This is a genomic window from Dehalogenimonas sp. THU2 (assembly GCF_039749495.1).
Lineage (GTDB): Bacteria > Chloroflexota > Dehalococcoidia > Dehalococcoidales > Dehalococcoidaceae > Dehalogenimonas.
The window spans coordinates 1-24,965 of the sequence record NZ_JBDLLU010000018.1 but is presented as its reverse complement, the minus strand read 5'-3'; the positions used below and the strand labels follow the sequence as shown (position 1 = coordinate 24,965).

At 54.1% G+C, this 24,965-nt stretch carries 21 protein-coding genes, 2 rRNA genes and 1 pseudogene; 4 read left to right on the top strand and 20 right to left on the bottom strand.

Annotated elements, in window-relative coordinates; all coding sequences use genetic code 11:
- Nucleotides 1-256 precede the first annotated feature (256 nt).
- The 6 genes from ABFB09_RS08775 to ABFB09_RS08750 form a co-directional block, all read right to left on the bottom strand.
- Entirely contained in the window at nt 257-1,654 is a 1,398-nt protein-coding gene (locus tag ABFB09_RS08775) for a reductive dehalogenase domain-containing protein (RefSeq protein WP_347001124.1), read from the bottom strand.
- A gap of 505 nt (nt 1,655-2,159) precedes the next feature.
- The gene (locus ABFB09_RS08770) at nt 2,160-2,927 is read right to left on the bottom strand and encodes a YkgJ family cysteine cluster protein (RefSeq protein ID WP_347001123.1); all 768 of its coding nucleotides are present in this window, start codon (nt 2,925-2,927) and stop codon (nt 2,160-2,162) included.
- Nucleotides 2,928-3,569 carry a YkgJ family cysteine cluster protein gene (locus tag ABFB09_RS08765; protein WP_347001122.1) on the bottom strand — a complete coding sequence of 214 codons (642 nt, stop codon included), beginning with the start codon at nt 3,567-3,569 and terminating at the stop codon, nt 2,928-2,930.
- Between the two features lie 88 nt (nt 3,570-3,657).
- On the bottom strand, nt 3,658-4,989 hold the full coding sequence (locus ABFB09_RS08760) for a reductive dehalogenase (protein WP_347001121.1): 1,332 nt from the start codon (nt 4,987-4,989) through the stop codon (nt 3,658-3,660).
- Between the two features lie 315 nt (nt 4,990-5,304).
- The gene (locus ABFB09_RS08755) at nt 5,305-5,979 is read right to left on the bottom strand and encodes a SprT family zinc-dependent metalloprotease (RefSeq protein ID WP_347001120.1); all 675 of its coding nucleotides are present in this window, start codon (nt 5,977-5,979) and stop codon (nt 5,305-5,307) included.
- Between the two features lie 164 nt (nt 5,980-6,143).
- On the bottom strand, nt 6,144-6,983 hold the full coding sequence (locus tag ABFB09_RS08750; RefSeq protein ID WP_347001119.1) for a DegV family protein: 840 nt from the start codon (nt 6,981-6,983) through the stop codon (nt 6,144-6,146).
- Nucleotides 6,984-7,172: 189 nt separating this feature from the next.
- Between ABFB09_RS08750 and ABFB09_RS08745 the strand changes: the two genes are divergently transcribed.
- Together ABFB09_RS08745 and ABFB09_RS08740 are read left to right on the top strand one after the other, a co-directional pair.
- Complete coding sequence (locus tag ABFB09_RS08745) at nt 7,173-7,847, top strand: glycerol-3-phosphate acyltransferase (RefSeq protein ID WP_347001118.1); 675 nt, start codon at nt 7,173-7,175, stop codon at nt 7,845-7,847.
- A gap of 132 nt (nt 7,848-7,979) precedes the next feature.
- Entirely contained in the window at nt 7,980-9,359 is a 1,380-nt protein-coding gene (locus ABFB09_RS08740) for a glycosyltransferase family 39 protein (RefSeq protein WP_347001117.1), read from the top strand.
- Here ABFB09_RS08740 and ABFB09_RS08735 read toward each other — a convergent pair.
- From ABFB09_RS08735 to ABFB09_RS08695, 9 genes are all read right to left on the bottom strand, one after another.
- Nucleotides 9,346-10,593 carry a hypothetical protein gene (locus ABFB09_RS08735; protein WP_347001116.1) on the bottom strand — a complete coding sequence of 416 codons (1,248 nt, stop codon included), beginning with the start codon at nt 10,591-10,593 and terminating at the stop codon, nt 9,346-9,348. The genes ABFB09_RS08740 and ABFB09_RS08735 overlap by 14 nt on opposite strands.
- Nucleotides 10,594-10,637: 44 nt before the next feature.
- On the bottom strand, nt 10,638-11,495 hold the full coding sequence (ispE, locus tag ABFB09_RS08730) for a 4-(cytidine 5'-diphospho)-2-C-methyl-D-erythritol kinase (RefSeq protein ID WP_347001115.1): 858 nt from the start codon (nt 11,493-11,495) through the stop codon (nt 10,638-10,640).
- The gene (gene rsmA, locus ABFB09_RS08725; protein ID WP_347001125.1) at nt 11,488-12,339 is read right to left on the bottom strand and encodes a 16S rRNA (adenine(1518)-N(6)/adenine(1519)-N(6))-dimethyltransferase RsmA; all 852 of its coding nucleotides are present in this window, start codon (nt 12,337-12,339) and stop codon (nt 11,488-11,490) included. The genes ispE and rsmA overlap by 8 nt, the downstream gene beginning before the upstream one ends.
- A gap of 74 nt (nt 12,340-12,413) precedes the next feature.
- A complete protein-coding gene (locus ABFB09_RS08720; protein ID WP_347001114.1) occupies nt 12,414-13,148 on the bottom strand; it encodes a metallophosphoesterase family protein in 735 nt (244 codons plus the stop codon).
- Between the two features lie 66 nt (nt 13,149-13,214).
- The gene (gene cysE, locus ABFB09_RS08715) at nt 13,215-13,934 is read right to left on the bottom strand and encodes a serine O-acetyltransferase (RefSeq protein ID WP_347001113.1); all 720 of its coding nucleotides are present in this window, start codon (nt 13,932-13,934) and stop codon (nt 13,215-13,217) included.
- Between the two features lie 49 nt (nt 13,935-13,983).
- Nucleotides 13,984-14,334 carry a divalent-cation tolerance protein CutA gene (gene cutA / locus ABFB09_RS08710; protein WP_347001112.1) on the bottom strand — a complete coding sequence of 117 codons (351 nt, stop codon included), beginning with the start codon at nt 14,332-14,334 and terminating at the stop codon, nt 13,984-13,986.
- 20 nt (nt 14,335-14,354) lie between these two features.
- On the bottom strand, nt 14,355-15,263 hold the full coding sequence (nadA, locus tag ABFB09_RS08705) for a quinolinate synthase NadA (protein ID WP_347001111.1): 909 nt from the start codon (nt 15,261-15,263) through the stop codon (nt 14,355-14,357).
- 18 nt (nt 15,264-15,281) lie between these two features.
- Nucleotides 15,282-16,064, bottom strand: a complete 783-nt coding sequence (gene fdhD / locus ABFB09_RS08700) for a formate dehydrogenase accessory sulfurtransferase FdhD (protein ID WP_347001110.1) — start codon at nt 16,062-16,064, stop codon at nt 15,282-15,284.
- A gap of 70 nt (nt 16,065-16,134) precedes the next feature.
- On the bottom strand, nt 16,135-16,803 hold the full coding sequence (locus tag ABFB09_RS08695) for a methyltransferase domain-containing protein (protein ID WP_347001109.1): 669 nt from the start codon (nt 16,801-16,803) through the stop codon (nt 16,135-16,137).
- A gap of 413 nt (nt 16,804-17,216) precedes the next feature.
- Here ABFB09_RS08695 and ABFB09_RS08690 point away from each other — a divergent pair.
- Both ABFB09_RS08690 and rrf read left to right on the top strand, forming a co-directional pair.
- Nucleotides 17,217-20,171: ribosomal RNA gene (locus tag ABFB09_RS08690) — 23S ribosomal RNA — on the top strand.
- A gap of 84 nt (nt 20,172-20,255) precedes the next feature.
- Nucleotides 20,256-20,373 (top strand): 5S ribosomal RNA (gene rrf / locus ABFB09_RS08685).
- A gap of 289 nt (nt 20,374-20,662) precedes the next feature.
- On the opposite strand, the gene ABFB09_RS08680 is transcribed toward rrf, so the two are convergent.
- From ABFB09_RS08680 to ABFB09_RS08660, 5 genes and pseudogenes are all read right to left on the bottom strand, one after another.
- Nucleotides 20,663-21,124, bottom strand: a complete 462-nt coding sequence (locus tag ABFB09_RS08680; protein WP_347001108.1) for a VOC family protein — start codon at nt 21,122-21,124, stop codon at nt 20,663-20,665.
- A 592-nt stretch (nt 21,125-21,716) separates the two neighbouring features.
- Nucleotides 21,717-21,972 (bottom strand): annotated as a pseudogene (locus ABFB09_RS08675) (VOC family protein); the annotation flags it as partial.
- Nucleotides 21,973-21,996: 24 nt separating this feature from the next.
- Nucleotides 21,997-22,302, bottom strand: coding sequence for a hypothetical protein (locus ABFB09_RS08670; protein WP_347001107.1), 306 nt, complete (start codon nt 22,300-22,302; stop codon nt 21,997-21,999).
- A gap of 50 nt (nt 22,303-22,352) precedes the next feature.
- The gene (locus ABFB09_RS08665; protein WP_347001106.1) at nt 22,353-22,766 is read right to left on the bottom strand and encodes a DUF3096 domain-containing protein; all 414 of its coding nucleotides are present in this window, start codon (nt 22,764-22,766) and stop codon (nt 22,353-22,355) included.
- Nucleotides 22,767-23,211: 445 nt separating this feature from the next.
- Complete coding sequence (locus tag ABFB09_RS08660; RefSeq protein WP_347001105.1) at nt 23,212-24,639, bottom strand: reductive dehalogenase; 1,428 nt, start codon at nt 24,637-24,639, stop codon at nt 23,212-23,214.
- Between the last annotated feature and the right edge of the window lie 326 nt (nt 24,640-24,965).

Genomic DNA, 24,965 nt, shown 5'->3' with positions numbered 1-24,965 from the left:
GGTTATCTGCTCATGGCGCTTGGCCTTCCCTCTCTGATCCTGCTGGCGGTAGCCGGCATGCTGGTCTGGAGGAGAAACAGAAAGACCGCCTGATACAAATTTCTACAATAAGAAATGGTGTATCGACAATCGAGGCCCGGTTAATCACCGGGCCTCGATTTATATTATTCACTTATCGCTGCTCGATCAAGCGGTTCAGATATAAAACCGGCGGCCTCTCAAAGAGGCCGCCGGTTGATGCTTCAGGGAACTGAGACTAGTAAAGGGTACTGCTTCCAGCTCCAGTTTGTTCATCATAATGCCATTTTGACAGATCCCGGTTCCACCATCGTTCGATACTCTCGAATTGTTCTTCGAAAGTACGAACACCGAATGGCATTACACCTTCGACAGCCATGATGGCTTTGTCGAAAACCTGTCCGGGTCCGCCGCCAAGCGTGGCAATCACCGGTTTCAGGAATGAATGAATCCCGGCGTCGGTCAGCTCATTGAAAACGCACTGCCCCCAGCAGTGCTGGAGGCAATTGCCGCGGTCACAATAGGCGTAGTCGGCAAAATACCTTTTGACACCGGGGCGTTTGTAGTCCCAGGTGCTGACACCAGCCGCCACGGCTGCGGGTGGAAGCGTATTGTGGGATTCCCAAGAAGGTTCGCGCTCTTCGGAAAGGCAGAAGTTGCCGTTCAAGCGGCACATATCGGCGCAGGTCATACAGTTGGCGCAGAATCTGAAAATACCGGCATCGATCGGGGTATCTTCGGGTAGTTCCAGGTCGGTGGCGAGCATAGTCCAGACCTTGATACCCGCACCGAACCTGGGGCTAACCGAGTGATCCAGGCGGCTCATTTCGCTACCACCGCCAAGCGCGCCATAAGCTGCGTTGGGGCCGCTTACTTCACCGACACAATTATAACCCAAGCGGGTGATAAACTCCGTTTGTCTCCTTAGGAGAAGGTTGCGATGACTATAGCCGTAGGGGTCCCCCGTACTATTGCGCCCGATAGTTATATCTTTGCGTTGGACGGCTACGATCAGAGACTTGACTTTGGCGTCCACCTGGGTATCCGTCAAAGTCCCCTGGGAACCGAGATTGATAATTCTTTGATCGGTAGCGGAGAGGAAATGGACCTCCGGCATGCCAAGATAACTGAACGCGGCACGAACGATGCGGGCTGCTTCTTCCGGGGTACCTCGCCATCTGGTATCAGCGGCTACGTCAGTGAATCCTGTTGCCGCCGGGGAACCGGCTGTAGCACTTGAAGACCAGAAGTTGGCAGAACCACTTAAAGCGTCAAACTTGATATCATAACGTTCTCTTTGTTCAGTTCGCCACTGGGCTTTCAACGCCTGAAGGTTTTTTTGGTTATCCAGAAACCCCGGGAGAACATCTGCATTTTGGATTTTCTGGAAGTTCCCCCATTCGGCATCTAGTTTCCAAGGCTTGATCTGATCCCAGTCGATTTCGACCGTGGGGTTGAAGGCGTCTCTGTTTTTAACAAACCAGGCATGTTTAAAGTTAGACTTCGGAGATGATAAAACATCATCCATGTCTTGAAATTGCGGCGCCACCAGCGAGGCTGCGCCGATGCCTGCTCCGGCCAGCCCCAGACCTTTCATGAAATCCCTGCGATTTACCGTAGTGTGAAACCCTTTCATAAAACCTCCATTAATTCATTCCAGAGAGTTGTACCGGGTCTTCGTGATTTTAGCCAGTTGCCTCCTTTTCCTGATGATTCAATGCGATGTCTGGTTCACTCTGCCATGAAGGTGTTAATGCCTAACCAAGACGTTACTTGTTGTAATGCCATACTAGCACTCATAGCTAGGTTTGACATCGTACTAAAGTATTAATCATACTTGTACTTTATGCGTATTTTTTAGATAATGAAACCGTTTGTACTTTGTCAGTGAACACGGGATAAGAAAATACCCAGACAAGTGCTCAGCATTATATGACTCAGGCGGGGTTAATGAGCGAGAGTGAGTGCGAAGATACAAATGCCAAAATCGGTGGAAAAACTTGTGATCGATCTACCTAACCTAAATGATTATAAACAAGATGGGGTATCAACTGGATGAGTTCGCTGTTTTTGGCTGATGGCTCCGTTTAAGATGTAGATCCCTATTTCAACAGGCGATGTTGCTCATAGAACAACAGGGGTCAACTGATACCAGCCTTCTCAAGAATATAGTTTAAATCTTCCGGGCTTATCTTGTTTGGCCCGAATTTGGCGCTCAACACGTCCAAGTCCTCGAATGTGAACCCCTCCGCTCCCGCCTGAACCCGTTCCGCGACGAATTTGAATAAAATCGGCATGAAAAGACTGACTGTTACATAAAATTCCTTCGCCGCGGGACAATGCATCAACACGCCTAATCCTTCTTCACCGGCAGCATCGTCATACCACCGGTTGAATGGAAACAGCCGGCAACCGGCTGGACGTGACCGGTAATGACGGCAGTGCTTGCCATTCAGCAGCGGGCAGGGGTACTTCATAATGAAAACACCGTTGCGTTTTTCCAGCTTGCAGAGATGCTTGAGGCGCAAGGCCTCTTCGCGAGAAAGCACCACCCCTTTATCCCAATAGAGGAAATTCGGCCGGCAACAACGACTGCATTGCTGGCACTTGAGAAACCGGGCAACCAGGTAGAGGGGCAGGAAATCCATGAGTTTTCCCTGGCCCCAGAACGGATTACTCTTGTTGAATCTTAATGAAGAGATGCCCATTATACGCTCGACACCGTTGCGAGCCGCTTCTTCATCCCAATTCTTTTCAAGTTCGAAGCGCGTCAGTCCCCTCACCGGTTCAATCGATGAAGTGTTTGATGCACTATCTGGCAGCGCTGGTTTTTTAGCGGTCTCTTTAGCGACTATCTTTCTGACGGCGCCAAGGAAATCTTGCGGTCGTTGTTCTTCTGGGTTTCCCATCTACTCCGTCTCCAGGCCCAATTGCCGGGCTGTTTCTTTGATATATTCCATATCTGCCGGTGAAACACTATTCGGGTCGAATTTGGTTTTTAGCTGCTCCAAATCAGCAAAACTGAGTTCACGATCGATATGCCCGAGGTTCCGCGCCAGTTGCCGCAATTCCTGGAGGAACAATGAAGCGGTAACATAAGTTCCCTTGCCGGCCGGACATGCCATGAATACGGCCAGGGAAACCGATAAGTCAGGTCCGGATTCGTTTACCACGGGAAAAGCGCGGCAACAAAACGGCCGATGTATGTACCGGGTACATTTATGATTCTGTTGCAGAGCGCAGGGATATTTGAGCAGGTGTTTTCCGGCTCTTCTGGTCACGCGACAGAATGATTGCAAGGTATGCGCTTCCGCCGCCGTAAGCTCAACCCCCCTGGCTAATTTAGAATCGAACGCCCGGCAGCACTTACCGCAATTCCGGCACTTATGGAACATGGCAGTGAGATATAAGGGAAGGAAGGCTGATTGAACGGCGGGTCCCCAGATACTGGAACCACCGATCGATGAAGTTATCACCATGACCCCGCTGAAGTCATGCAACGCACCATTTTCATCCCACGAAGACCCCAACTCCGCAGCGGTATAATTCATGACCTCTTCCCCTGACCAGTTGAATAGCCGACGGCCCCCAAGGGTTGGCTTGAGGGCCGTCGCTCAGTTGCGTCTGATTATAGTATAGCTATATAAGGTTGTCACTACCGGGATGGACATCGTACGGCCATGTGGTGAGGTCACGCCGCCACCATTCTTCAACACCATCCGCCGTCCGCTGATATCCGGCCGGGGAATACTCATGGGGCTTGCTGCCATACTCGAACACCCGGTCCATGCTGGCGAAGAAGCCGTTGAAGACACCGGTCTGCGGTATCGTCATGCGTATGAGGTCATGGGCAAAGGCGTTGTTCAACTGATTGAAGGTGCAGTCCTGCCAGCAGGCATGGATACACCGGCAGTAGGCGAAATCGCAGAACCATTTCTTGACACCTGGACGCTTGTAGTCGAATGTGCTACCGTCTGAAGCCGGTAGGCGGGTTGGCAGGTCCCAGGTCGGCTCGGTTTCCATCGACAGCGCGCTGACACCGTCTCCCTGAAGGACACAATTCTCGGCACAGACCTTGCACGTATGGCAGAAGCGGAAGATACCGGCATCGATGGGCTTGTCTTCCGGCAATTCCAGGTCGGTGGCGTAAACATTGAATACCTTGATAGCCATACCGAAGCGAGGTGAGCAGGAATGGTCGATACGACTCAGTTCGGCGCCGCCAGAAAGAATACCAAAAGCGGAGTTTGACGGGTTAGGCACGCTGACGCAATTGTAACCCAGGTTGGTGATGAATTTGATTTCCCGGGCGTTGATGACGCTGTTGTGGCTGTACCCGAAGGGATCGGCTCCGCCGCGGCGGGAAAGCGCGATATCCTTGCGGATCATTGAGACGATAATTGATTTGCAATTGCCTTCCTCGATAGTCGCAAGCGAAGAATCCTTCTGAAAGAGTCTCCGGGTTTTTTCGTCGATTCGCAGGAAATGGACTTCCGGAGAACCCAGGTAGCTCATACCGGCTCGAATGATGTTGGCCGCTTCTTCCGGAGTGCCCCGCCATTTATCTTCATCAGCAAGTTTGGTTAATTGTGAAGGAGCCGTGCCCAGGGTGTCGCTTGAACCTGCCTTTACGGCTAAAAATGGACGTGCCCATTTTCCGGTTGACATATGGTTATCGATATTTTCTGTGTCCTTGACACCCTTAGCCAAATACCAGGGTGTCGCTTTGGGATTGGTAGGGCCGCGTTTCCACTGAACTATCTGGGACCAGTCGGTTTCGGCGGTGGGGTTGTAGGCCTCGCGCTCCTTGATCCACCATGCATGGCGGAAATTGGCCTTGGGGGAGGCTATCATCTCATCCATGTCCTGGAAGCTCGGGGCAACCAGCGAGGCGGCGCCGATGCCCGCTCCGGCTAACCCCAGGCCTTTCATGAACTCGCGTCGATTGACTGTTGTATGGAACCCTTTCATTCTGTTTCTCCTTTTTTGTGTTTTTTGGAACCGTCGACAAATAGAGGGATTTTAGAAATGGTTTCCTTTCTATTATAATCTACAGTGGTATTGATAATTATGTTGCTGTTGCTTATTATAACCTGATAGACCTAAAAGTCAATACGCCATTATGCGTATTTTTAATAAAAATAGTTAATAGTAGGAATAACTATTACTAATAAAGGTGAGTAAACCGATAATGTCGGGAAATATTATCGGGAATGCCCTTTGTAGGAGGACGGTGTTACTGCGTACCAACGAGGATGGGTGACGGGGTGTTTTGATGACTTGGTGCTATATCTCCAGCAGGTGTCCGTGATCCTTGAGCCAGAGCTGATAGCGGGTATAGCCGGGACAGAATGCCTTCACGAAATCCCAGAATTCCCTGGAGTGCCCGCGGTGGCGGATATGCGCTAGCTCGTGTACGATGAGGTAGTCAATTACTTCCAGGGGTGCCATTATCAACTTCCAGTTAAGATTGATGCTGCCCCCCGCCCCACACGAACCCCAGCGCCGGGCAGGGCTGGTGATTCTGATTATCGATGGAAAGCATTCCATGACCGGCGCGTAGTGATCGATGCGTTCGCTAAAAACCTTTCGAGCCTGTTTCTTGTACCACCCGATCATCATTTCCCGTGCTCGCGGAAACGCTGCAGTCGCCAGTATTAGGCTCCTGCCGTCATAATCGACGTCGCATGAGGCGGTATCGACAAGGCATAAGCGGCACATCGAACCAAGGAACAGGAATTCTTCGCCTTCCACGAACGATTTCACCGACGGACGGGGCCTCTCCAGCGCCACCATCTGCTTACGGTCGATCCACTCACTGTGCTTGGCGATGAAACGGTGCACCTCATCCACCGGCGTGCGCCGGGGCGCCCGGACCACCAGGGAGGCGTCGGGCTTGACCTCCAGCGCCAAAGTCCGCCGTGATGAACGTATCAACAGGAACGAGTTTTTATAATCCATTAAATCCGGCTTCACAGACAGCAGAAGAAAAATAACAACTTAACAACGACAGACAGGGGGACATCGAAAAGGCCCCCAAATCGACAACACTAATCTCCTCTCGAGAGAGGAGATTAGTGAACATGTCCTAAGTGCAGAAGCATGGGGCATTTGCCCCGTATCCGTTATCCTTTAGTCCGCGCCACCACGAACAAGGTCCCTGGGCCTGCGTGGGCCCCCAGCACCGCTCCCAGCCGGGAGACGATGATCTTTTCCCGGGGCAACTTTGCGGTCAGGCGTCCAGCCATCATCTCGGCTTCGTCCGGAGTGGTGGTATGCACTACGGCGAACTCCTCGACATTGTCGAACCCATTCGCCCATTCCAACAGGCGTTCGATACCTTTAGCCCGGCTCCTGACTTGTCCCGCCGGATGCATCTCGCCGTCTTTGACGGTGAGGACCGGTTTGACGGATAGTATCGATCCCACCAGTGCCTTGGCTTTTCCAATACGCCCGCCGGCCGCCAGGTATTTCAGGGTGTCGAAGATGCCTAACAGGTGCATCTGAGGCACGGCTTTTTCAACCGCGGCGGCGATTTCTTCCAGCTTGGCGCCCTGCTTGGCCATCCGCCCGGCCATAACAGCCAGGAGACCCAGCCCCATGGATACCGATTGGGAATCGATGACAGTGACAGCGGTTTTACCGCCCAGCATCGCCTTCGCCTGTATCGCCGAATCCCAGGTACCGCTGAGCTTCTTAGAAATATGGATGGAAATTATGCCGTCGGTATCAACCGCCAGTTTCTCATATACGTCAAGGAAATCCTGAGGTGACGGCTGTGAGGTGTTTGGATGCACCGGATCGACGGGGAGACGGGCATAGAATTCGTCCTGGGTGATGTCCACGTGATCCCGGTATACCTGTTCGCCGAAGCGTAAATACAACGGGATGACTGTGATTCCCAGTTCGGCGGCGAGAGCCGGGGGCAGGTCGGCGGTGGTGTCGGTAACTACCTTAACGGTCATCTGAATTCCCTCCTGGTAAATTTTCGGGGGGCGGTGACTAGGTATTGGAGATATAATATCTTGAATCATCGTTCAATGTAAAGAACTATTTTTAACACTTTTATGAAGGTTTTCCCGGTACGTGCTAATATTGACTGTTTAATCATCGGCGGAGTTTCGAACCCCGTTATCCTGCACCGGAGGTGACCCTTGTTGAACGGCATCGCCATCGTCGTCGCCGCCTATTTCATCGGCGCTTTCCCGCATCTGCTCATTCTGGCTAGGCTGCACCGCATCGAACCAGTCGGTGACCTCCATATCGCACTTTGGCAGAAGGCCGGGGCGCAATGGGGTTTGATCGCTATCGCCATCGACGTCGGCAAAGGGGCTCTGGCGGTCTGGATGGCGGGGTGGCTGGATTTCGACATCGCGATCGTCGTTTTCTGCGCTTTGGCCGCGACCGCCGGTCAGATGTGGACGGTATTCCGGCGCTTCAACGGTGAAAAGGGCAATACCACCGCCTTTGGTGCCGCCCTGGCTCTGGCGGTCACGCCGGCGGCTATCGCGCTCATTCCGGTAGTGTTGGCTCTGGTCGGCAAGCTGGTCAGAGCACTACGGCAGAAAGGCATATCCATGGAACAAACTTTCAGGCTCGGCGCCGGCCAGAGCAATGCCCTGCCTGTGGCCGTGGCGCTGACATTTATCCTGCTGCCTATCGTCGCCTGGCTACTGGGCGAACCTCGTCCGGTGATATGGGGCTTCGCCGGTCTGGCAGTAATGATACTCTTCAGGAGAATCACCGCGGGACTGAATGCAGACCTAAAAACCGGCACCAGCCTCTGGCGCATCTTCTGGTGGCGGCTGCTGCTGGACCGCGCCGTTTGAAAATAGTTATTGGGTTTGGTGGTATTGGTAATACGGGTAGTATTCGTCCCACAGCCGTTTCTCTCCCTGTCAGCCCGCCCGAAAGCTAACATTGACACCCCTCCCGTCGTTATGACTATATATCGGTATCGCATGAGTAAATTCAAAGAAAAATTCGCCCGTTTCCGTCGCTGGCCTCACGCGTGGCTGGCTATTATCCTGGTCGTTTCCTTCATATCGCATCTGGGGCTCCTGTGGTTCCCAAACGAGATGGTACTCGATGAAGCCTATTATGTAGAGGCGGGGCGGGAATATCTCCAGCAAGGAGAACTCCAACAGGCGGAACACCCGCCGCTGGCAAAATTGTTTATCACCGCCGGGATGCAGATCTTTGGCGATAACCCTTTTGGCTGGCGAATCATGCCGGCGGTTTTCGGCCTTATCACCATCTTCTTCTTCTACCTCATCTGCCGTGAGTTGAAGTTTTCCAATCTGGTCACCAACGTAGCGACAGCCATGGTCGCTTTCGAGAATTCGATCTATCTAATGGCCAGCGTAGCCATGCTGGATATCTTCACCGTAGCGCTCATGCTGGGCGGTTTCTGGGCTTACCTCGCCCGTAAATACCCCGCCGCGGTCGCCCTGCTGGCGCTGGCCGCCCTGTGTAAGCTCACCGCCATCTTCGGTGTCACGGCCATCGGATTGCACTGGCTTTTCTTCCGCCGGGACCGCGCCCTGACACTGGCTGCTTCCGGCCTGGCCGCCTATGTCGGTGTGCTGCTCCTGATACCGGGGCTGGAATTCATCCTCACCGGAGAATGGTCCAATCCACTGGAACGCGCCGCCACCCTTGTCAGTGTCCCGACCACGATTACGTTCGAAAACTCTACCCATCCCTCCGCCGTCCACCCGTGGCAATGGGTACTGGGGTACCAGGTGATGCCTTTCTGGTGGAGTCCGCAGTATATCAGCGCGGTCAACCCCACCGTCTGGGCACTGACGATACCGGTCTTCATCTGGACCGCCTGGCTGGGCATCAGGCGCAAACACGAAACGGCTTTCTTCGCCGCCGCCTGGATCTTCGCCACGCTGATCGTCTGGATCGTCATCGGCTATATCACCGATCGCATCACCTATATCTTCTATTTCGTCCCAATCGTTGGCGGAATAGTGGTGGGAATCGCGGTATTCATGGAAAAGGCGCTGGAATGGGCGCGCCGGCCGTCGGCTCAGTTTTTGGCAACCCAAATCCAGGCTTCAGCCGATGCCATTGACATCGAGGATTTAACGCTTGAAACTCAGGCTGAGGTCATCGAAGCAGAGATCTTGCCCGATACCGAGCTTATCGAAGAACCGCCACCGGTTGAGATCCAAGCTCTCACCGACGAAGACATACCAGAGGACATCCGCCTACAAACCAAAAAACGCCTGAAACTGGTCTATTGGGGCATCGGCATATTTTTAGCAGCCCACCTGCTCTTTTTCCTGGCACTGTCGCCCTTTACCGGACTATGGCCGGTCAGTCAGGGTTAACTTTCATTCCGGTTGAAAGTGAGCCGCTTTCCCGCTTCTCTCTCCTGATATGCTCGTGCGCGATCATATAACGCAATGCCACCAGAATCAGGACATCCAGAACAAGGCCGAGCACAGCAAATAGCTGTTGCTCGTAGAAGGACAGCACCTGGGTCAGGAAGATGGAAACCAGTATCGCCCAGCGGAATATCTGGTATGCCCTCAAACGTGAACGCGGCAGCGTGAATATGCCCAGCGCGATAAGTATTCCGGATACACCGGGCGAGATCAACTGCGCCCAATCGATGATCGTGAGAGGCAATCCCTTGAGATTACCCAAGATAGCCCAGCTTATCAGGATCGAAACGATGACGATGCTGATGAAGATCAGGATATTGAGGTACCGCGTCTTGATGTGGCTTGACCAGAGCAGCGCCAACAATATGATCACACCCGCCGCCAGCCACATGATCAAACCCGTCGACCATTCGACGACTGCCACCACCGCCGCCACCGAGGTCACCGCGGTAAAGGCGAAGAAGGTGATGATGATGCCGCTGAACCACCACCTGCCTGCCGCCCATTCGTAGAACCTGTCCAGCGTTGCGTGGAATCGGGCCAAAGGCCGGGGCGGCCGCGATACCGAAACCTGCGTGTTCCTTAGGATGGCGGCCAGGTTATCCCGCACCGGTGTGGCCTCACAACCATCCAGCAGCTCCAGGGCTTCCCCCTGCTCCTCCTCGTCCAATCCGGCCAGGCTTCCCCGCTTGGCGATATCGAATATATTGGCCAGACATTCGTCACTGGACAGTGACCTGCGCCGGCCGATGGCCCGGATGCCGAAAAAAATCAGCACGAAGACGATATAGATCAGCGCGATCGCCGGCTGGAAGAAGTAATCGTTGTCCTTGGTGATGAACTTACCGAGCTCATCGATGAATGCGCCGAAACCGATTCCCCCCACCACCGCCGCGATAACTTTAGCCCGGTGATCCAGGAAGGCCAGCAGTATGGCCAGCGCGATGAGCATGAGCAGGCCGCCCCACAGCATATGGGCGATATGCAGCGGACCGACCCCGAGTTGAGGGAAGCCGGTGGCCTGGAGATAAAGCCGGATCGCCAGTACCGAGGCCACCGCGGACACGAAGAAGTTTTCCAGCAGCGTTTCGGCGTAAATGCTTCGCAGGAACACGGGCTGCCCGGTCAGGAATCCGAAGAATCCGTTCTTTGATCGGGTGGGACCGGTTTTACCCATGTCTATACGATACCTTGTTGTTGAAGCAAGCTGTCAAATCGTTCCTACCCTGCATACCCGATAGTTCGTGCCAGGTACGTTGCCAGCTTGTCTTCCTTGAGCTTGCGATAGATCTTTTCCGCCGCCGCCCTGTCGCGGTGCAGGCTGAAGAGCGCCGGACCAGCGCCGGACAGGTGAACTCTCGGCGCCCCGGCCATCAGGAAGCGCCAGCGGTACTCCTCTATCTTTGGCCATAATGCGCCAGTAGCCTGTTCAAAGGCGTTGCCCAGGAGCGACGGCTCCGCCGGTCGGCCCGCGATGAGCGTTTCGGCTAGTTCCTCCGTCCTCGACCCGTCGCTGAAGTCGTTAGGTTTGAGACTGCCATAGAGTCGGGCCGTCTTGCCGCTCTCCGCCGTCACAGGCGGAATCAGCAGCACCACCCATGTCTGCGGGAGTGCCCCCAGAGGGGAAACCAGTTCCCCCCGCCCCTCGATGAGCGCCGTGCCCCCGCAGAAGAAGAAGGGCACGTCGGAACCGAGCGCGGCGCTCATTTCCATCAGCGATCCCTCGCCCAGCCCCAGCCCCCATAACCGGTTGAGACCTTTAAGCGCCGCCGCCCCGTCAGATGAATCGCCGCCCAGGCCTGATATCAGGGGTATGCGTTTCTTTACCCGGATACTGGCGCCGCAAACGCCTCGGCAGTAAGGTTTTAGCAATTGGGCCGCCCTGGAAACCAAGCTTTTTTTGGCTTCCCAGCCGGGCAGGTCGGCGGTGATATCCAAGTCGCCGGCGAGTTCGAATTCCAATTCATCGGCCAGGTCGATAGCCTGCACCACGCTCTTGATCTCATGATAGCCGTCAGGCCTCTTGCCCAACACCTCGAGCGCCAGGTTGATCTTGGCCGGGGCGGTAAGCTTAAACATGCGCCGCCTTCCAGGCATCGAGCAGTTTTATCCAGTCTTCGATGGAGAGCGTCTCCGCCCGCCGCGCCGGGTCGATGCCCGCCCGCCGCAATGTCTCGATGGTCGCCGCTTTGTCGAGATCGAGACCGGATGCCAAGGCGTTAGCCAGTTGCTTGCGCCGCGTCCCGAAGCCCGCCCGCGCCAGCCTGAAGAATTGCTGCTCATCGGCCCCGGACAGCCGCCGCTCAGGCAATACGTCGATGTGTAATATGGCTGAGGTCACCTTCGGCGGCGGGTGAAATGCCCCGGCGGGCACGTAGCCGATGATCTTCGGCCGGCCGAACACCTGGATGCCGAGGGATAACAGGCTCATTTCCGGCGGCTTAGCCGTGATCTGCCGCGCCACTTCCCTTTGCACCATGACCGTCAGGGTTCGCGGCTGGCGCACCGCTTCCAGGAAGTGCCGCAGGGCGGGCGAGGTGATGTAATAGGGCAGGTTGGCCACTACTTTATAATAGGAAGAATCCCCTATCAGCGATTCGACCGGCGTGTCTAAAATATCGCGTTCGACGATCTCGACGTTGGTTAATCCGGCCAGCGTTTCCCGCAGCAGCGCCGTCATGTTGCGGTCGAGTTCGACAGCGATCACCTTGCCTGCCTGTTCGGCGAGGGCGCGGGTCAACACTCCCAGCCCCGGACCGACCTCGACGACGGTATCGCTCTTATCAACCCCGGCCGCTTCGACGATCTTGCCCAGGATGCCTCGGTCGATGAGGAAGTTCTGCCCCAACCCTTTGCGGGCGGACAGGTTGAACCGTTCCAGTAAGCCGCGGGTTTCCGCCATGAGAGAGGGCGGCGAGGTCATGCCGTTAACCGGGGATTCGTTTCGGTCCTGAGCTTGTCGAAGGGTGATATTCGGATTTCGAATTTCTTTTACACTCATTGTCCCCTCCCCAGCCTCGCCGCCAGTCGCACCGGCAGGTTTTCGGATATCATCCTGTCCTGGGTAGCGCCGACATCATAGGAGACGCGGTACAATCGGATTATCGTCGCTTCGTTGTCGTAGATAGCGTAACTCGCCCGCGGGTCGCCGTCTCGCGGCTCACCTACACTGCCTGGATTGATGATGAATCTGCCCTTACCCACCACCAGCCCGATGCCCGGCTTGAACGGTATGTAAACCACCGCGCCGCTTTCCTCCCGCTTGAACACCGCGGGCTGGTGGGTGTGGCCGACCATGGCATGAGGCGTCGTCATGATCTCGAAGATCTGGCCCGCCGTCGGGATCGATGAGATGTACTCCCTCCCCGGTTGCCGGGGACTGCCGTGCGTCAGGGTGAATCCTTGGAGTTCCAGCGTCGCCGGCAGTGAACGCAGGTATTGGATATCCCCATCGCTGAGATGGCCTTCCGTCCACTCCACCGCGGCGGCGGCTTCGGGGTTGAAGCTATGGAGCGGGTATCGTCTCACCGCGGCGGCGTCATGATTGCCGGCGACCACCGCACCCGGTAGTCTCCTCACCAATTCGATGCAGGCGTGGGGGTCAGGACCGTAACCGGTGATGTCCCCCAGCACCCAGTATTCATCCACTCCGCCGCGACGCCCGATATCGGCAAGAATGGCACTAAAAGCCTCCAGGTTGGCATGAATATCGGCAATTACAGCATAACGCATAACGTCAATGATACCACAGGGGGGAGACGCCGGGGGAGGGGATGGGCTATTATCTAGGCCGGAGACTTAAATCCCGCTGCCGTCATCGAATTCTTTCGCCAGTTCCCCTAGGCGGTCTTTAAGTTCGTCTTCAGGAGGTATGATGCCGCCCAGTTTTTCCAGTTCTTCACACCGTTTTTCTATCTTGGCCTGTTCCGCCAGAATATAACGCACCGCCTCGGCTACCGGATCCGGCAGTTTGCCGTGCTCCAGATCGGTGACGGTTTGGGGTTTATGCTCCTCGACCACTCGTCCAGGAATGCCCACTACAGTCGCGCCTGCCGGTACGCTCTTGACCACGACCGAGCCAGCGCCGACGCGGGCGCCCTCGCCCAGGGTGATGTTACCCAGCACCGTGGCATTGGAACCGATGACTACGTTGTTTTCGAGCGTCGGGTGGCGTTTGCCTTTAGAAAGGCTTGTACCTCCCAGCACCACCCCTTTATAGATGAGCACATCGTCACCGATGACGCTCGTCTCGCCGATGACGACACCCATGCCGTGATCGATGAAAAAGCGGCGGCCGATGGTGGCGCCGGGGTGGATCTCGATGCCGGTCAGGAAGCGGGTGACGTGCGAAAGCCACCGCGCCAGGAAATGCCATTTGATCTGCCAAAACCAGTGGAAGATACGGTAGCCCCAGAGGGCGTGCAGGCCGGGATAGCAGAAAACGGCCTCCCAGGTACCCCGGGCGGCGGGGTCCTTGGTGAAAACGTTGCGTATATCTTCCCTGATTGTCTTAAACATTCGTTCGGCCTGAATTGGGGTTATTATACGCCCGTGGAGGTGAAAATAGCTACGGAGCAGGGTTTTTGGGGAGATCGGTTTTCAGAGAAGCGCTCAACCATTCCAGATACTCGGTGCTGCCGCCGATTATCGGTAGCGCGATAATCTCCGGGTTATCATAACTGTGGATCTCTTTGACCAGTTCGATCACGGCATCCAACAGCGTCGTACTTGTCTTGATCACCAGCAGGCTTTCGGTCACGTTCTCGATGGCGCCCTTCCACCAGTAATTCGAACTCATGCCGTCGATAATGTTGACGCAGGCCGTTTTCTTCTGTTCAAGGAGCACACGGGCAATGAGGTTCGCTTCTTCGTTATCACCCGCTGTAACCAGGACGATGACACCGCTGATTTCATTCATAATACGTTCCATTCGCAGGCTCAGGCGATCTCCAGCATCCTCTCGATCGCTCTCTTTGCTTTTTCAGCCACTTCCTCCGATACCGTGACCTCATGAGCTTCAGTTTCTAGCGAATAGAGCACCTTATCAAGGGTAATGAGCTTCATATTGGGGCACACGGCCTGCTCGGAGACCGGATAGAACTTCTTGCCGGGGTTCTCTTTCCGCAGCCGGTGAATGATGCCCATTTCCGTGCCGACGATAAATTCCTTGATCTCCGGCTGTTTGGCGTAACGGATCATGCCGCCGGTGGACAGCACCGCGTCAGCGACGGCGGCGACTTCCGGACGGCACTCCGGGTGCACCATGGCCATCGCGGCGGGGTGTTCGGCTTTCAAGGACAGGATGTGTTCCGGCAGGATGCGGGCGTGAGTGGGACAGTATCCTGGCCAAAAATGGATGCGCTTGCCGGTCTGCTGCTGCACATAGTAGCCCAGGTACTGGTCGGGGACAAATATGACCTCTTCATCGGGCAGGCTTTCAACTACCTTCACAGCGTTGGCAGAGGTGCAGCAGATGTCGCTTTCGGCCTTGACTTCAGCCGTGGAGTTGACATAACAAACCACCGGCCGCCCAGGCAATTGTTCCTTCATGCGCCGGAGTCCGTCCGCGGTGATCATATCAGCCATAGGACAGCCGGCATGGAGGTCGGGCAGCACCACCTTGCTGCCGGGAGCGATGATGGCCGCCGTTTCGGCCATGAAGTGAACACCGCAGAAGACTATCAGCTTCGCCCTGGTGGCCGCCGCTTTTTGCGACAGTTCCAGCGAATCTCCGACGAAGTCGGCGATGTCCTGTATCTCACCCAACTGGTAGTTGTGGACCAGGATGACGGCGCCTTTAGCCTTTTTCAATGCGTCGATCTTAGCCACAATACTGTCGTTATTCATCACCATTTACCTCATTACTCATGTCTCATGACTCGCGATTCGCTCCGCATGGGCATAGACATTCATTCGGTGCCCTCGTACGAAACCGATGAGGGTGATCCCCAGTTTTTCAGCCAGCTTCACTCCAGAGTCGGTAGGTGCGCTTTTTGAGATCAGTGCTGGTATGCCGCGGCGGGCCACCTTGAGCAGTATTTCCGATGAGATACGCCCGGTCACCAACAGTATTTTATCTTTGGTTTCGATGTTTTCCAGGATGCAGCGTCCGAAAACCTTATCCACCGCGTTATGCCGGCCGATGTCTTCGGAGAAAAGTTCGATCGTATTGCCGGAGGCCAGTGCGGCCGCATGGGTACCGCCGGTGGACTTGAACACGTCGCTCTGTTCCTGAAAGGCGCGCATCAGGCGGTACACTTGAAAGGGATCGATCGTCAGCGATGATTCGACCGGCGGACTGGAAACGTCGGCGGCGGAGTAGAAAGTTGCGCCACGGCCGCAGCCTGAGGAAATGAAGCGTTTCCAGATGCGGTCCGCCTCACCCCGGACAGCAGTACTCACCCTTGCGATGCCGCGGGTCTCATCAATCAGAATTGAGGTGATGTCGTCCACCGTCTCGATGAGTCCCTCGGCGGCTAGGAACCCCGCCGTGAGGCAGCGTTCTTCTGCCGGGGAGCACAGCATGGTCACCAGTTCGGTATCATTAAGGATGATGGTCAGCGCAGCCTCACGCGCGACTTCATCCTCGACCGTCACCGCTGAGTTTTCCGCGATTCGAACGATGTTCAGGGGAACTGTATTTTCCACATTAGTGCTCACTTATATAGGGTTGGAGTTGGTGTAGCCGGCCTAGCAACTCGTGACCCGTAAATCATAACTATGCTTTCACGCTGTCGATAATCTGGAACATCCCGCCCAACGCCTCGTTCTTGCATAACAACCGCATCCCCGCCTCCTCCACCTCGGCGGAAAGGTTCCCCTTCATCATGCGATAGGCGATATCATGCTCGAAGACGCGAACAAAAGCGGATATGGGAAATCGAAAAATAAAATTCCGCGGCATGTCGTAGTCCAGAGTCAGGAATTTGCCTCCCGGTTTGAGCACACGATACACCTCTTTGAGCGCCGCAGCCCTAATGCTTTTCGGTATCTCATGCATTCCGTAGGAGCAGATGACATGGTCGAAGGAATTATCACTGAACGGCAGGGCGTCCACGCTGGCGCGCTGGAAACTGACCCAGGGGGCAACTACCTTCTTTTTGGCCACAGCCAGCATGTCCGGGGAAAGGTCCACTCCGGTTACGTGGCCCTGGTCCACTTCCGGTGCGATGATAGCCGTCGTGGATCCGGTGCCGCAGCAGATGTCCAGCACCCGGTCGGTGGGGTTCAACTTAGCTATGGCCACGAACTTGCGGCGGAAATGTTTCTCCCCGCCGAAGGGCAGGAAGGACAGCGTGACCACCCGGTCATAGAGTCTGGCCCAGCGCCGCCAGAAAGCGACGCTATAATAGGTAGGGGTTTTTACGGGGGGGGATGTTTCAGCCATAAGCACTCCGTATACTAGATAGAAGCATTATAGATAGGCGGGCGGGGTAAGGCAAGACGAACGGCCATAAACGATGTGGCGGAATCGTACGCCGGTGAACTGTCATTGGTTAATCGATTTTCGGGTACGCCGCATGGGGGTTGTCTCCCTTCTATAAATTGAAGGAAGTCCGAAAATAATTTTACACCTTTGTTGTCGCAAAGCTACCTAGGGCCTTGACACGGTTTGGGAGCATATGCTATTATTTCTTTCGCGTTTGAAAAACAAGATGTTGAAAATAGCGACATAAAGCGCAGAGAAACGGTGTTAACCAAGACGGCTTGGTGATAAACACCAGGCCGTTTCTTATTTATACTGAACCTTTAAAACTGAATACTGCCATAAAATAGTAAGGTTATCTCAAATCTGAAGCAAGTCAAGCGGGAAAGAGCGTACGGTGGATGCCTTGGCATCAAGGGGCGATGAAGGACGTGGTAAGACTGCGATAAGCCTCGGCTAGCTGTCTAACAAGCTTAACCGGGGATTTCCGAATGGGGCAACCCGGCCAGGTAAAACCTGGTCACTCTCAGCTGAACACATAGGCTGAGTAGAGGCAACCGGGGGAAGTGAAACATCTCAGTACCCCGAGGAAAATATAAGATTCTCTTAGTAGCGGTGAGCGAAAAGGGAAAAGCCCAAACCTCCTAAGCTAAGTGGTTTAACGGCCTAAGCTTACGAGGGGTTGCAAGACAGATGACGTCCGGCGTTAGACGGGCAAAGGAGTTACAAACCGAACTCTAGTTGAAGGTCTCTGGAAAGAGCCACCATAGACGGTGACAGTCCGGTAAACGAAAGAGCTAGGCTCCTTAATTTGTTCTTAAGTACCACGGGACACGAGAAATCTTGTGGGAAGCTACCATGACCACATGGTAAGGCTAAATACTCTTGATGACCGATAGTGGACTAGTACCGTGAGGGAAAGGTGAAAAATACCCCGAGAGGGGAGTGAAATAGATCTGAAACCGTACGCTTACAAGCAGTCGGAGTCCCGGTTTACCGGGATGACGGCGTGCCTATTGAAGAATGAGCCGACGAGTTAATCTGTGTAGCCTGGTTAAGCAACTACGTTGCGGAGCCGTAGCGAAAGCGAGTCTGAATAGGGCGATTTGTTGCACGGATTAGACCCGAAGCCGGGTGAGCTATCCATGGTCAGGGTGAAGCTTCGATAATCTCGAAGTGGAGGCCCGAACCGGTCAACGTTGCAAAGTTGTCGGATGAACTGTGGATAGAGGTGAAATGCCAATCGAACCCGGGGATAGCTGGTTCTCCTCGAAATGTATCTAGGTACAGCCTCGGATGTTCGCTTATGGAGGTAAGGCACTGGATGGACTAGGTGGGAGAGATCCTGTCGAATTCAACCAAACCATGAATGCCATAAGCTCAAGTCCGGGAGTGAGACTATGGGGGCTAAGCTCCGTAGTCGAAAGGGAAACAGCCCAGACCATCAGCTAAGGTCCCTAAGTGCAGACTAAGTGGTAAAGGAAGTTGAATTACTTAGACAGCCAGGAGGTTGGCTTAGAAGCAGCCACCCTTTAAAGAGTGCGTAATAGCTCACTGGTTAAGTGATTCTGCGCCGACAATCCAACGGGGCTCAAGTCTGTCACCGAAGCTATGGACCACGATTCGTCGTGGTGGTAGAGGAGCGTTCCTCTCGCAGTGAAGTCGTTATGTGAGTAACGGTGGAGCGGGGGGAAGAGAGAATGTCGGCATGAGTAGCGCAAGCTGTGTGAGAAACACAGCCACCGTAAACCTAAGGTTTCCTACGCAAGGTTAATCCGCGTAGGGTTAGTCGGGCCTAAGCCGAGGCCGAAAGGCGTAGAGCGATGGACAGCTGGTCATCATTCCAGCACCGCCGCTGTGGAGGCAAAGGGGTGACACGGCAGGATAGGTTAGGCATACCCATCGGACATGGTGTGTCACCGGTCAAAGGCGTGTGGGGGCAGGTAAATCCACTCCCACGTTAAGCTGAAGGCCGGGGGAAGTTACGGAGAGATCCAAGACGATCTAGCTGAGTCCATACCGTCAAGAAAACCCTCGTTGCCAATGAAGCAGTGGCGCCCGTACCGCAAACCGACTCTGGTAGGTGGGGGTAAGTGTCCCAAGGTGATCGAGATAACCCTCGTTAAGGAACTCTGCAATTTAGCCCCGTAACTTCGGGATAAGGGGTGCCGTTCTATGAACGGTGACACTAAAGGGGTCCGAGTGACTGTTTAACAAAAACATAGGTCTCTGCTAAAGCGTAAGCTGATGTATAGGGGCTGATACCTGCCCAGTGCTGGAAGGTTAAGGGGAGAGGTTAGCGCAAGCGAAGCTTTGAACCGAAGCCCCAGTGAACGGCGGCCGTAACTATAACGGTCCTAAGGTAGCGAAATCCCTTGTCGGGTAAGTTCCGACCCGCACGAATGGTGTAACAACTTGGACGCTGTCTTAACGAGGGACTCGGCGAAATTGAAATACCCGTGAAGATGCGGGTTTCCCGCCACTGGACAAAAAGACCCCGTGGAGCTTTACTACAACTTGGCACTGAGACTGGGTTTATCATGTGTAGGATAGGTGGGAGGCTGTGAAGCCGGAGCGCTAGCTCTGGTGGAGCCAACGTTGAAATACCACTCTTGATGGATTTAGTTTCTAACCCCGGAGCAAGCCGGGGGACAGTGTCTGGTGGGTAGTTTGACTGGGGCGGTCGCCTCCCAAAATGTAACGGAGGCGCCCAAAGGTCTCCTCAGGGTGGATGGAAATCACCCGTAGAGTGCATTGGCATAAGGAGGCTTGACTGTGAGACCAACAAGTCGAGCAGAGACGAAAGTCGGGCAAAGTGATCCTACGGCTCCTTGTGGAAGGGCCGTGGCTTAACGGATAAAAGCTACCCCGGGGATAACAGGCTTATCTTGCCCAAGAGTTCACATCGACGGCAAGGTTTGGCACCTCGATGTCGGCTCGTCGCATCCTGGGGCTGGAATCGGTCCCAAGGGTTGGGCTGTTCGCCCATTAAAGCGGCACGCGAGCTGGGTTCAGACCGTCGTGAGACAGGTCGGTCTCTATCCGTGGTGGGCGTCCGGAGATTTGAGGGGGGCTTTCCGTAGTACGAGAGGACCCGGAAGGACGGACCAATGGTGTATCAGTTGTTCCGCCAGGGGCATTGCTGAGTAGCCAAGTCCGGTATGGATAAGCGCTGAAAGCATCTAAGCGCGAAGCTAGCTCCAAGATTAGATCTCCCTTCCTTCGCGAGAAGGATAAGACCGCAGGTAGACTACCTGCTTGATAGGCCACAGGTGTACGCACAGTAATGTGTTCAGCTAAGTGGTACTAATGGTCAAGGGCTTGACTTGCTTCAGAGTTGAGATAACCGAATATGAATGGCAGTATTTAAAAAGGCTCAGATTAACAACTTAATTACTTTCGTTAAAGAGTCTCTTGGTGATTAGAGCGATGTGGTCCCACCCGTTCCCATCCCGAACACGGCCGTGAAACGCATCAGCGCAGACGATACTGAGGGGGCGACCCCTTGTGGAAAATATGCCATTGCCAGGAGACTTTTTATATTTTGCACTCAAAAAGCCCTGGCGGATTTATCCGAACAGGGCTTCTTGGTTTATTTAGGGAAAACACCGGGCGACAGAAGAGCCAAAGTAACTGGTTCGACCATGGGTCATCTGCTTTGAAATGACCACGGCGCCCATCGGCAAGACTTCCAAGGCTAGCAATCTTCGGATACTCAACGCCGTTCAACCATGGCGGAGGGATTCCCGCCTAGGCTTAGTTAAAGCGGCATGCGTCCCCCACCCCTTCGTTATTCGCCGACGGTCCATTCTAGGACTGACTAAGTCATCATCCCCGCCATTTTCTTTTCTTGGATCTTGCTTATGACGCTCTTCGACATTTGGCCAATCGCAATAATATTACCCTCGGTATCTTTGAACCAGGCAGCTTTTTCCTGGTCATTGGAGGATCCCATGGTGGCAACTCCATTTACGGTCTTGATACCCATACTCGGGATGTCGTATTTTTCGAATTTAACGCCCTTGTCCTTGAGATGCTTCACTTCGGTTTCAATATCGTCCACTTTGAATTCGAGGACCGTATGATCTGCCTTGGTAGCAGCTCTCTGGTAGACATAGAACATCGTTCCCTCGCCTGCCATAACCATGAATCCCGGAGATGGATCCTCCATGGCGATCTTAAGTCCTAGTTTTTCTTCATAGAATTTGCGAGCTCTCTTGATTTCAACCGCTGGTAAGGTGGCATAAACTGCCTTATTTGATAACATTTTGCTTTCCTCCATTTTAATTTGCACTTATACATACGGATACATTGAGACCTTGGACCTGTTTTGCCTTATTTGTACACCTCCTCCACCGATTTATGAGTGTGTCCCCTGAGGTTAAGATTGCTGGGCAGTTCGACCTGAAAATAGAATACTCCATCTGGTGCCGTTCCGAAATTGGTGGAAGTACGTAATTATAGGATGGAAGCATACCAATTCCGGGGCTCTTTTGGGTCACAGTTGGTAACAGTTTAAAATTAGATTCGAAGTTCGATCGAATTCCGTGAACGCCTTTAGTTGGTATGAATCGAAGCGTAAAACAGTCAAAAATCGTAAAAAGCAATGACCTTCGCCTCGAAGCTCTATTCGAATAATTCCGCCAGGGCTTTTTGTTTTATTCAGGGAGATACCCGGTTGGGTGAGTCTACCGTCCCTCGTACGCCTGTCTTAAAGCGGCGATATCGATCTTCTTCATCTGAAGAAAGACCTTCATGACCTTTTCGGCTTTCGCCGGATCAGGATCTTTCAGGAATTTGTCAAGAATCGTGGGTGTGACCTGCCAGGATAGGCCATATTTATCCTTGAGCCAGCCGCATTGGACTTCCTCGCCGCCTGCGGTGAGCTTCTCCCAATAGTGGTCGATCTCCTTCTGGTCCTTGGCCGCCATTCAGGGCGATGAACTCCTGACCTTCGAGCTGGAATTCTACAGTCAGAATACTGCCTTTCGGTTGACCTGAGATCTCGGCCGCCGCCTCGCCATACCGGGTGATATCCCCGACTTTCGAGTTGTTGAAAAGCGAGGCGTAGAAATTTGCCGCTTCTTCGGCTTTATCGTCGTACCACAGGTTGTGGATGATCTTCTGCATTATTTCCTCCTTAAAAATTATCCATCAGGGACGATGAGTAAGGGCGGCCACCAGTCCAAATATTCCTCCGATCAGTACCAGAAACCCGCCAAGCCCCCCGCCGATGGACCCGACGATGATAAGGACGATAGCCCAGCCGAGATTGGCAGCCTGTTTTGCCCCGATGACGGCAATGACGCCGCCGACGATGGTGACGATCCCGCCGAAACTGAATCTCCAGCCGAAAAACAGTCCGCTGAAGTGAGACCCTATCAGTCCCAGCCCGCCGAAAACGATCATCAATACGCCGCCGATAAGCGCCATGGTGGATGCGAGTCGCGTTACGGACATTTACTGGTTCCTTTGCCGGCTTGTTTTATTGGATCGAAGCATGTCCGGCATTACAGGTTCAGCCTGTCTCCGAACATGGCCAAAAGCCCCGCGGCGATGAGGTAGATGGCGATCAGGATGTTCAGTATCTCCGGGGCGATAAGAATTACAACACCGGCGATGAGTGAAATGGCGCCGATGACTGTTGCACCGGCTGTGAGCAGGAAAATGCCGACCAGGATCAAATATGCAGCCACCAGGTAATTGAGGATGGCCGGAAACATGAATACCACGATGCCGAAACCGATGGAGACCGTTCCGGCCAGGACGCTGCCCCCCGCGATCCAGCCGATACCGGCCAGGATCATGAAAGCGCCGATGAAGTAGTTGATGATCTTGGGAAAGATCAGGATGAGGATGCCCAGGGCCAGGGGAATGATGCCTGCTATGATTCCGTTGATTTCCGGGAAACCGATGTCTGTCATCCGGGCGCTCTCTTGGATTTATTAACGACGACCCGTCAGGGTTTGTTAACCCGGCATCGAACGTTTCGAGATATAAAAAGGGGCGATTTCGAGAGTCCACACGATATAATTTGTACGTACAAACTCATTACATTCAATCAAACAGCCCGGATCCAGGTGGATATTGGCACCGGTGGCGCATCTTGTGTAGCCCAGGTATCGGTCACATGTCTTCACCCGCTAGCAGGACTGTTTGCTGACGTTAATTACCCCATCATGCCCCTTGAGGGCAGCATACTCTATTGAGGGAATGCGGGGGAATTGGGGAAACTACGTAATTTGGGACCCGTAGGCTACTGATTTTATTATTAGTTTGGAAAGGAAGCCGGATTTCCCTGAACGGCACTTCGAAACAAAAAGAGGCACCCCGAATGGGGTGCCTCTCCACAAGTGAGTGTTATTTGGGTTACGAGTGCGTGTCTCTACCGTTGATGGTTGAGTCAATCGCGTAGGTCGGCAGTTCGATATCCCAGAATTTCTCAGGATTGTGCAGACCTTCGTGGTAGAAGATATCGTCCATCTCCTTAAAGAAGCCGTTGAACACTGGAGTGGCGGACAATGTCGCCTGAACGACAGTGTGGATACCAGCAGTGTGGTCCTTGGAGAAGGTACATACGGCCAAACATTTGCCGGAGGTGCAGGCACTGGGCAGGGCGCGGTAAGCAGCGCACTTGCGGGAATCCTCGAACCAAGCCCGGTGACCAGCGTTATTCCAAGCGCCGATGGTCTCCCAATAGGGATCCCGCTCGAATGAGATCGCACCCTCGGCGCATGTTTCGGCGCATTTCATGCAGTCCTTGCAGAAACGCATATAACCGGCGTCGATAGGTTTGTCCGGGGCCAGGGGCAGGTTGGTCAGCATGGTGAAGGCGCCGACGATAGGACCGTGCTCCGGGGTGATCAGGCGGTTCATGCGGCCCATCTCGCCGCGGCCGGAGATAGTGGCTAAGGCCGGGGCAATACCGATAGCATTGATGGAGAACTGTCCAACTGCCTGGTAACCCAAACCGCGGATGAACTCCATGGTCGCCGCCTGGGTGTTGGCGTTGCGGCCATAGCGGATCTGGGACATCAGCAGGGTGGGGTTGACCTTGAACAGGTTCATCGACTCCTGGTTGATGATTTCGATGGCGTATTTGAACTTATTGGGCAAGACATGTTCTTTGTTACCGCCGCCAAGGTCGCGGACGATGGCGGTGTCAGTGTCCTCCCAGACGTTGCGGATCTTACCGCCACTCTCGAAGTCATAAATCAGCTTCTTAGTCTTGCCCTCTTCCAATTCGACAATACCGACACTCATGGCGCCGACGGAGCGCAGGAAGGTGCGCAGCATGGAGGCCGCCTCTTCCGGGGAGCCTTCCCATTTGGCTACGCCGCGGGCTTCGGGGGTGGAAGCCTTCTGAGCGCCCAGGAAGCTCTGGCTAACCGATTGATTGCTACCAACATTGGATGAATAGGCGACATCCTTCAATGAGTAACCGGGTTTTTCCTCAAGGAGCCATTTCTTCTCCTCTTCTTTCTTCAGAGCTGAACGACGATCCCATTCGGTTTGATCAAAGAGACTTAACCGGTACTCAGCGGCATGTGTGCCGCGCATGGTATCGTTTTCAGAATAACGCTTCATTTCGGTCCAGTCGATCTCGGTGGTGGTGTCCAAGTGCTCGCGCTCTTTGATCCACCAGGGACGTTTGCCGTATAAGCCTTCTTTGGCGACCATCTCATCGAGATCGGAAAAAGCCGGGGCCAAGGCAGTGGCGGTGCTGATACCAGCCGCGCTCACGCCCAGTGCCTTCATGAAATCGCGGCGGGACATTGTACTGTGATACTTTTGCAATTGAGTTCCTCCACTCTTCTTTGGTTAGACCGACGCAGCTTATTGCGTTCCAACCTTTAGTATAATTATAAGGCCAACCGAGAATGTTGACTATCCGCCAACATGCGTATTTAATATGATAGTTTGATAACCTTCAAGCTGGACACGGTTAAAATATGTACTCCAGAGCTAAGGCATACGCGGGATGGGTAGTGTCCCGTCAAGTGGTGTAAATTCATGATTGGTGGTTTCCCGAATCATTAAGGTTGTAAAGCCATGATAAGGGGTTCCTCCTGCGCCCCTTCCAGCGTTTTCTTCATCGAATCCACAGAAAAGTAGCGACGTCC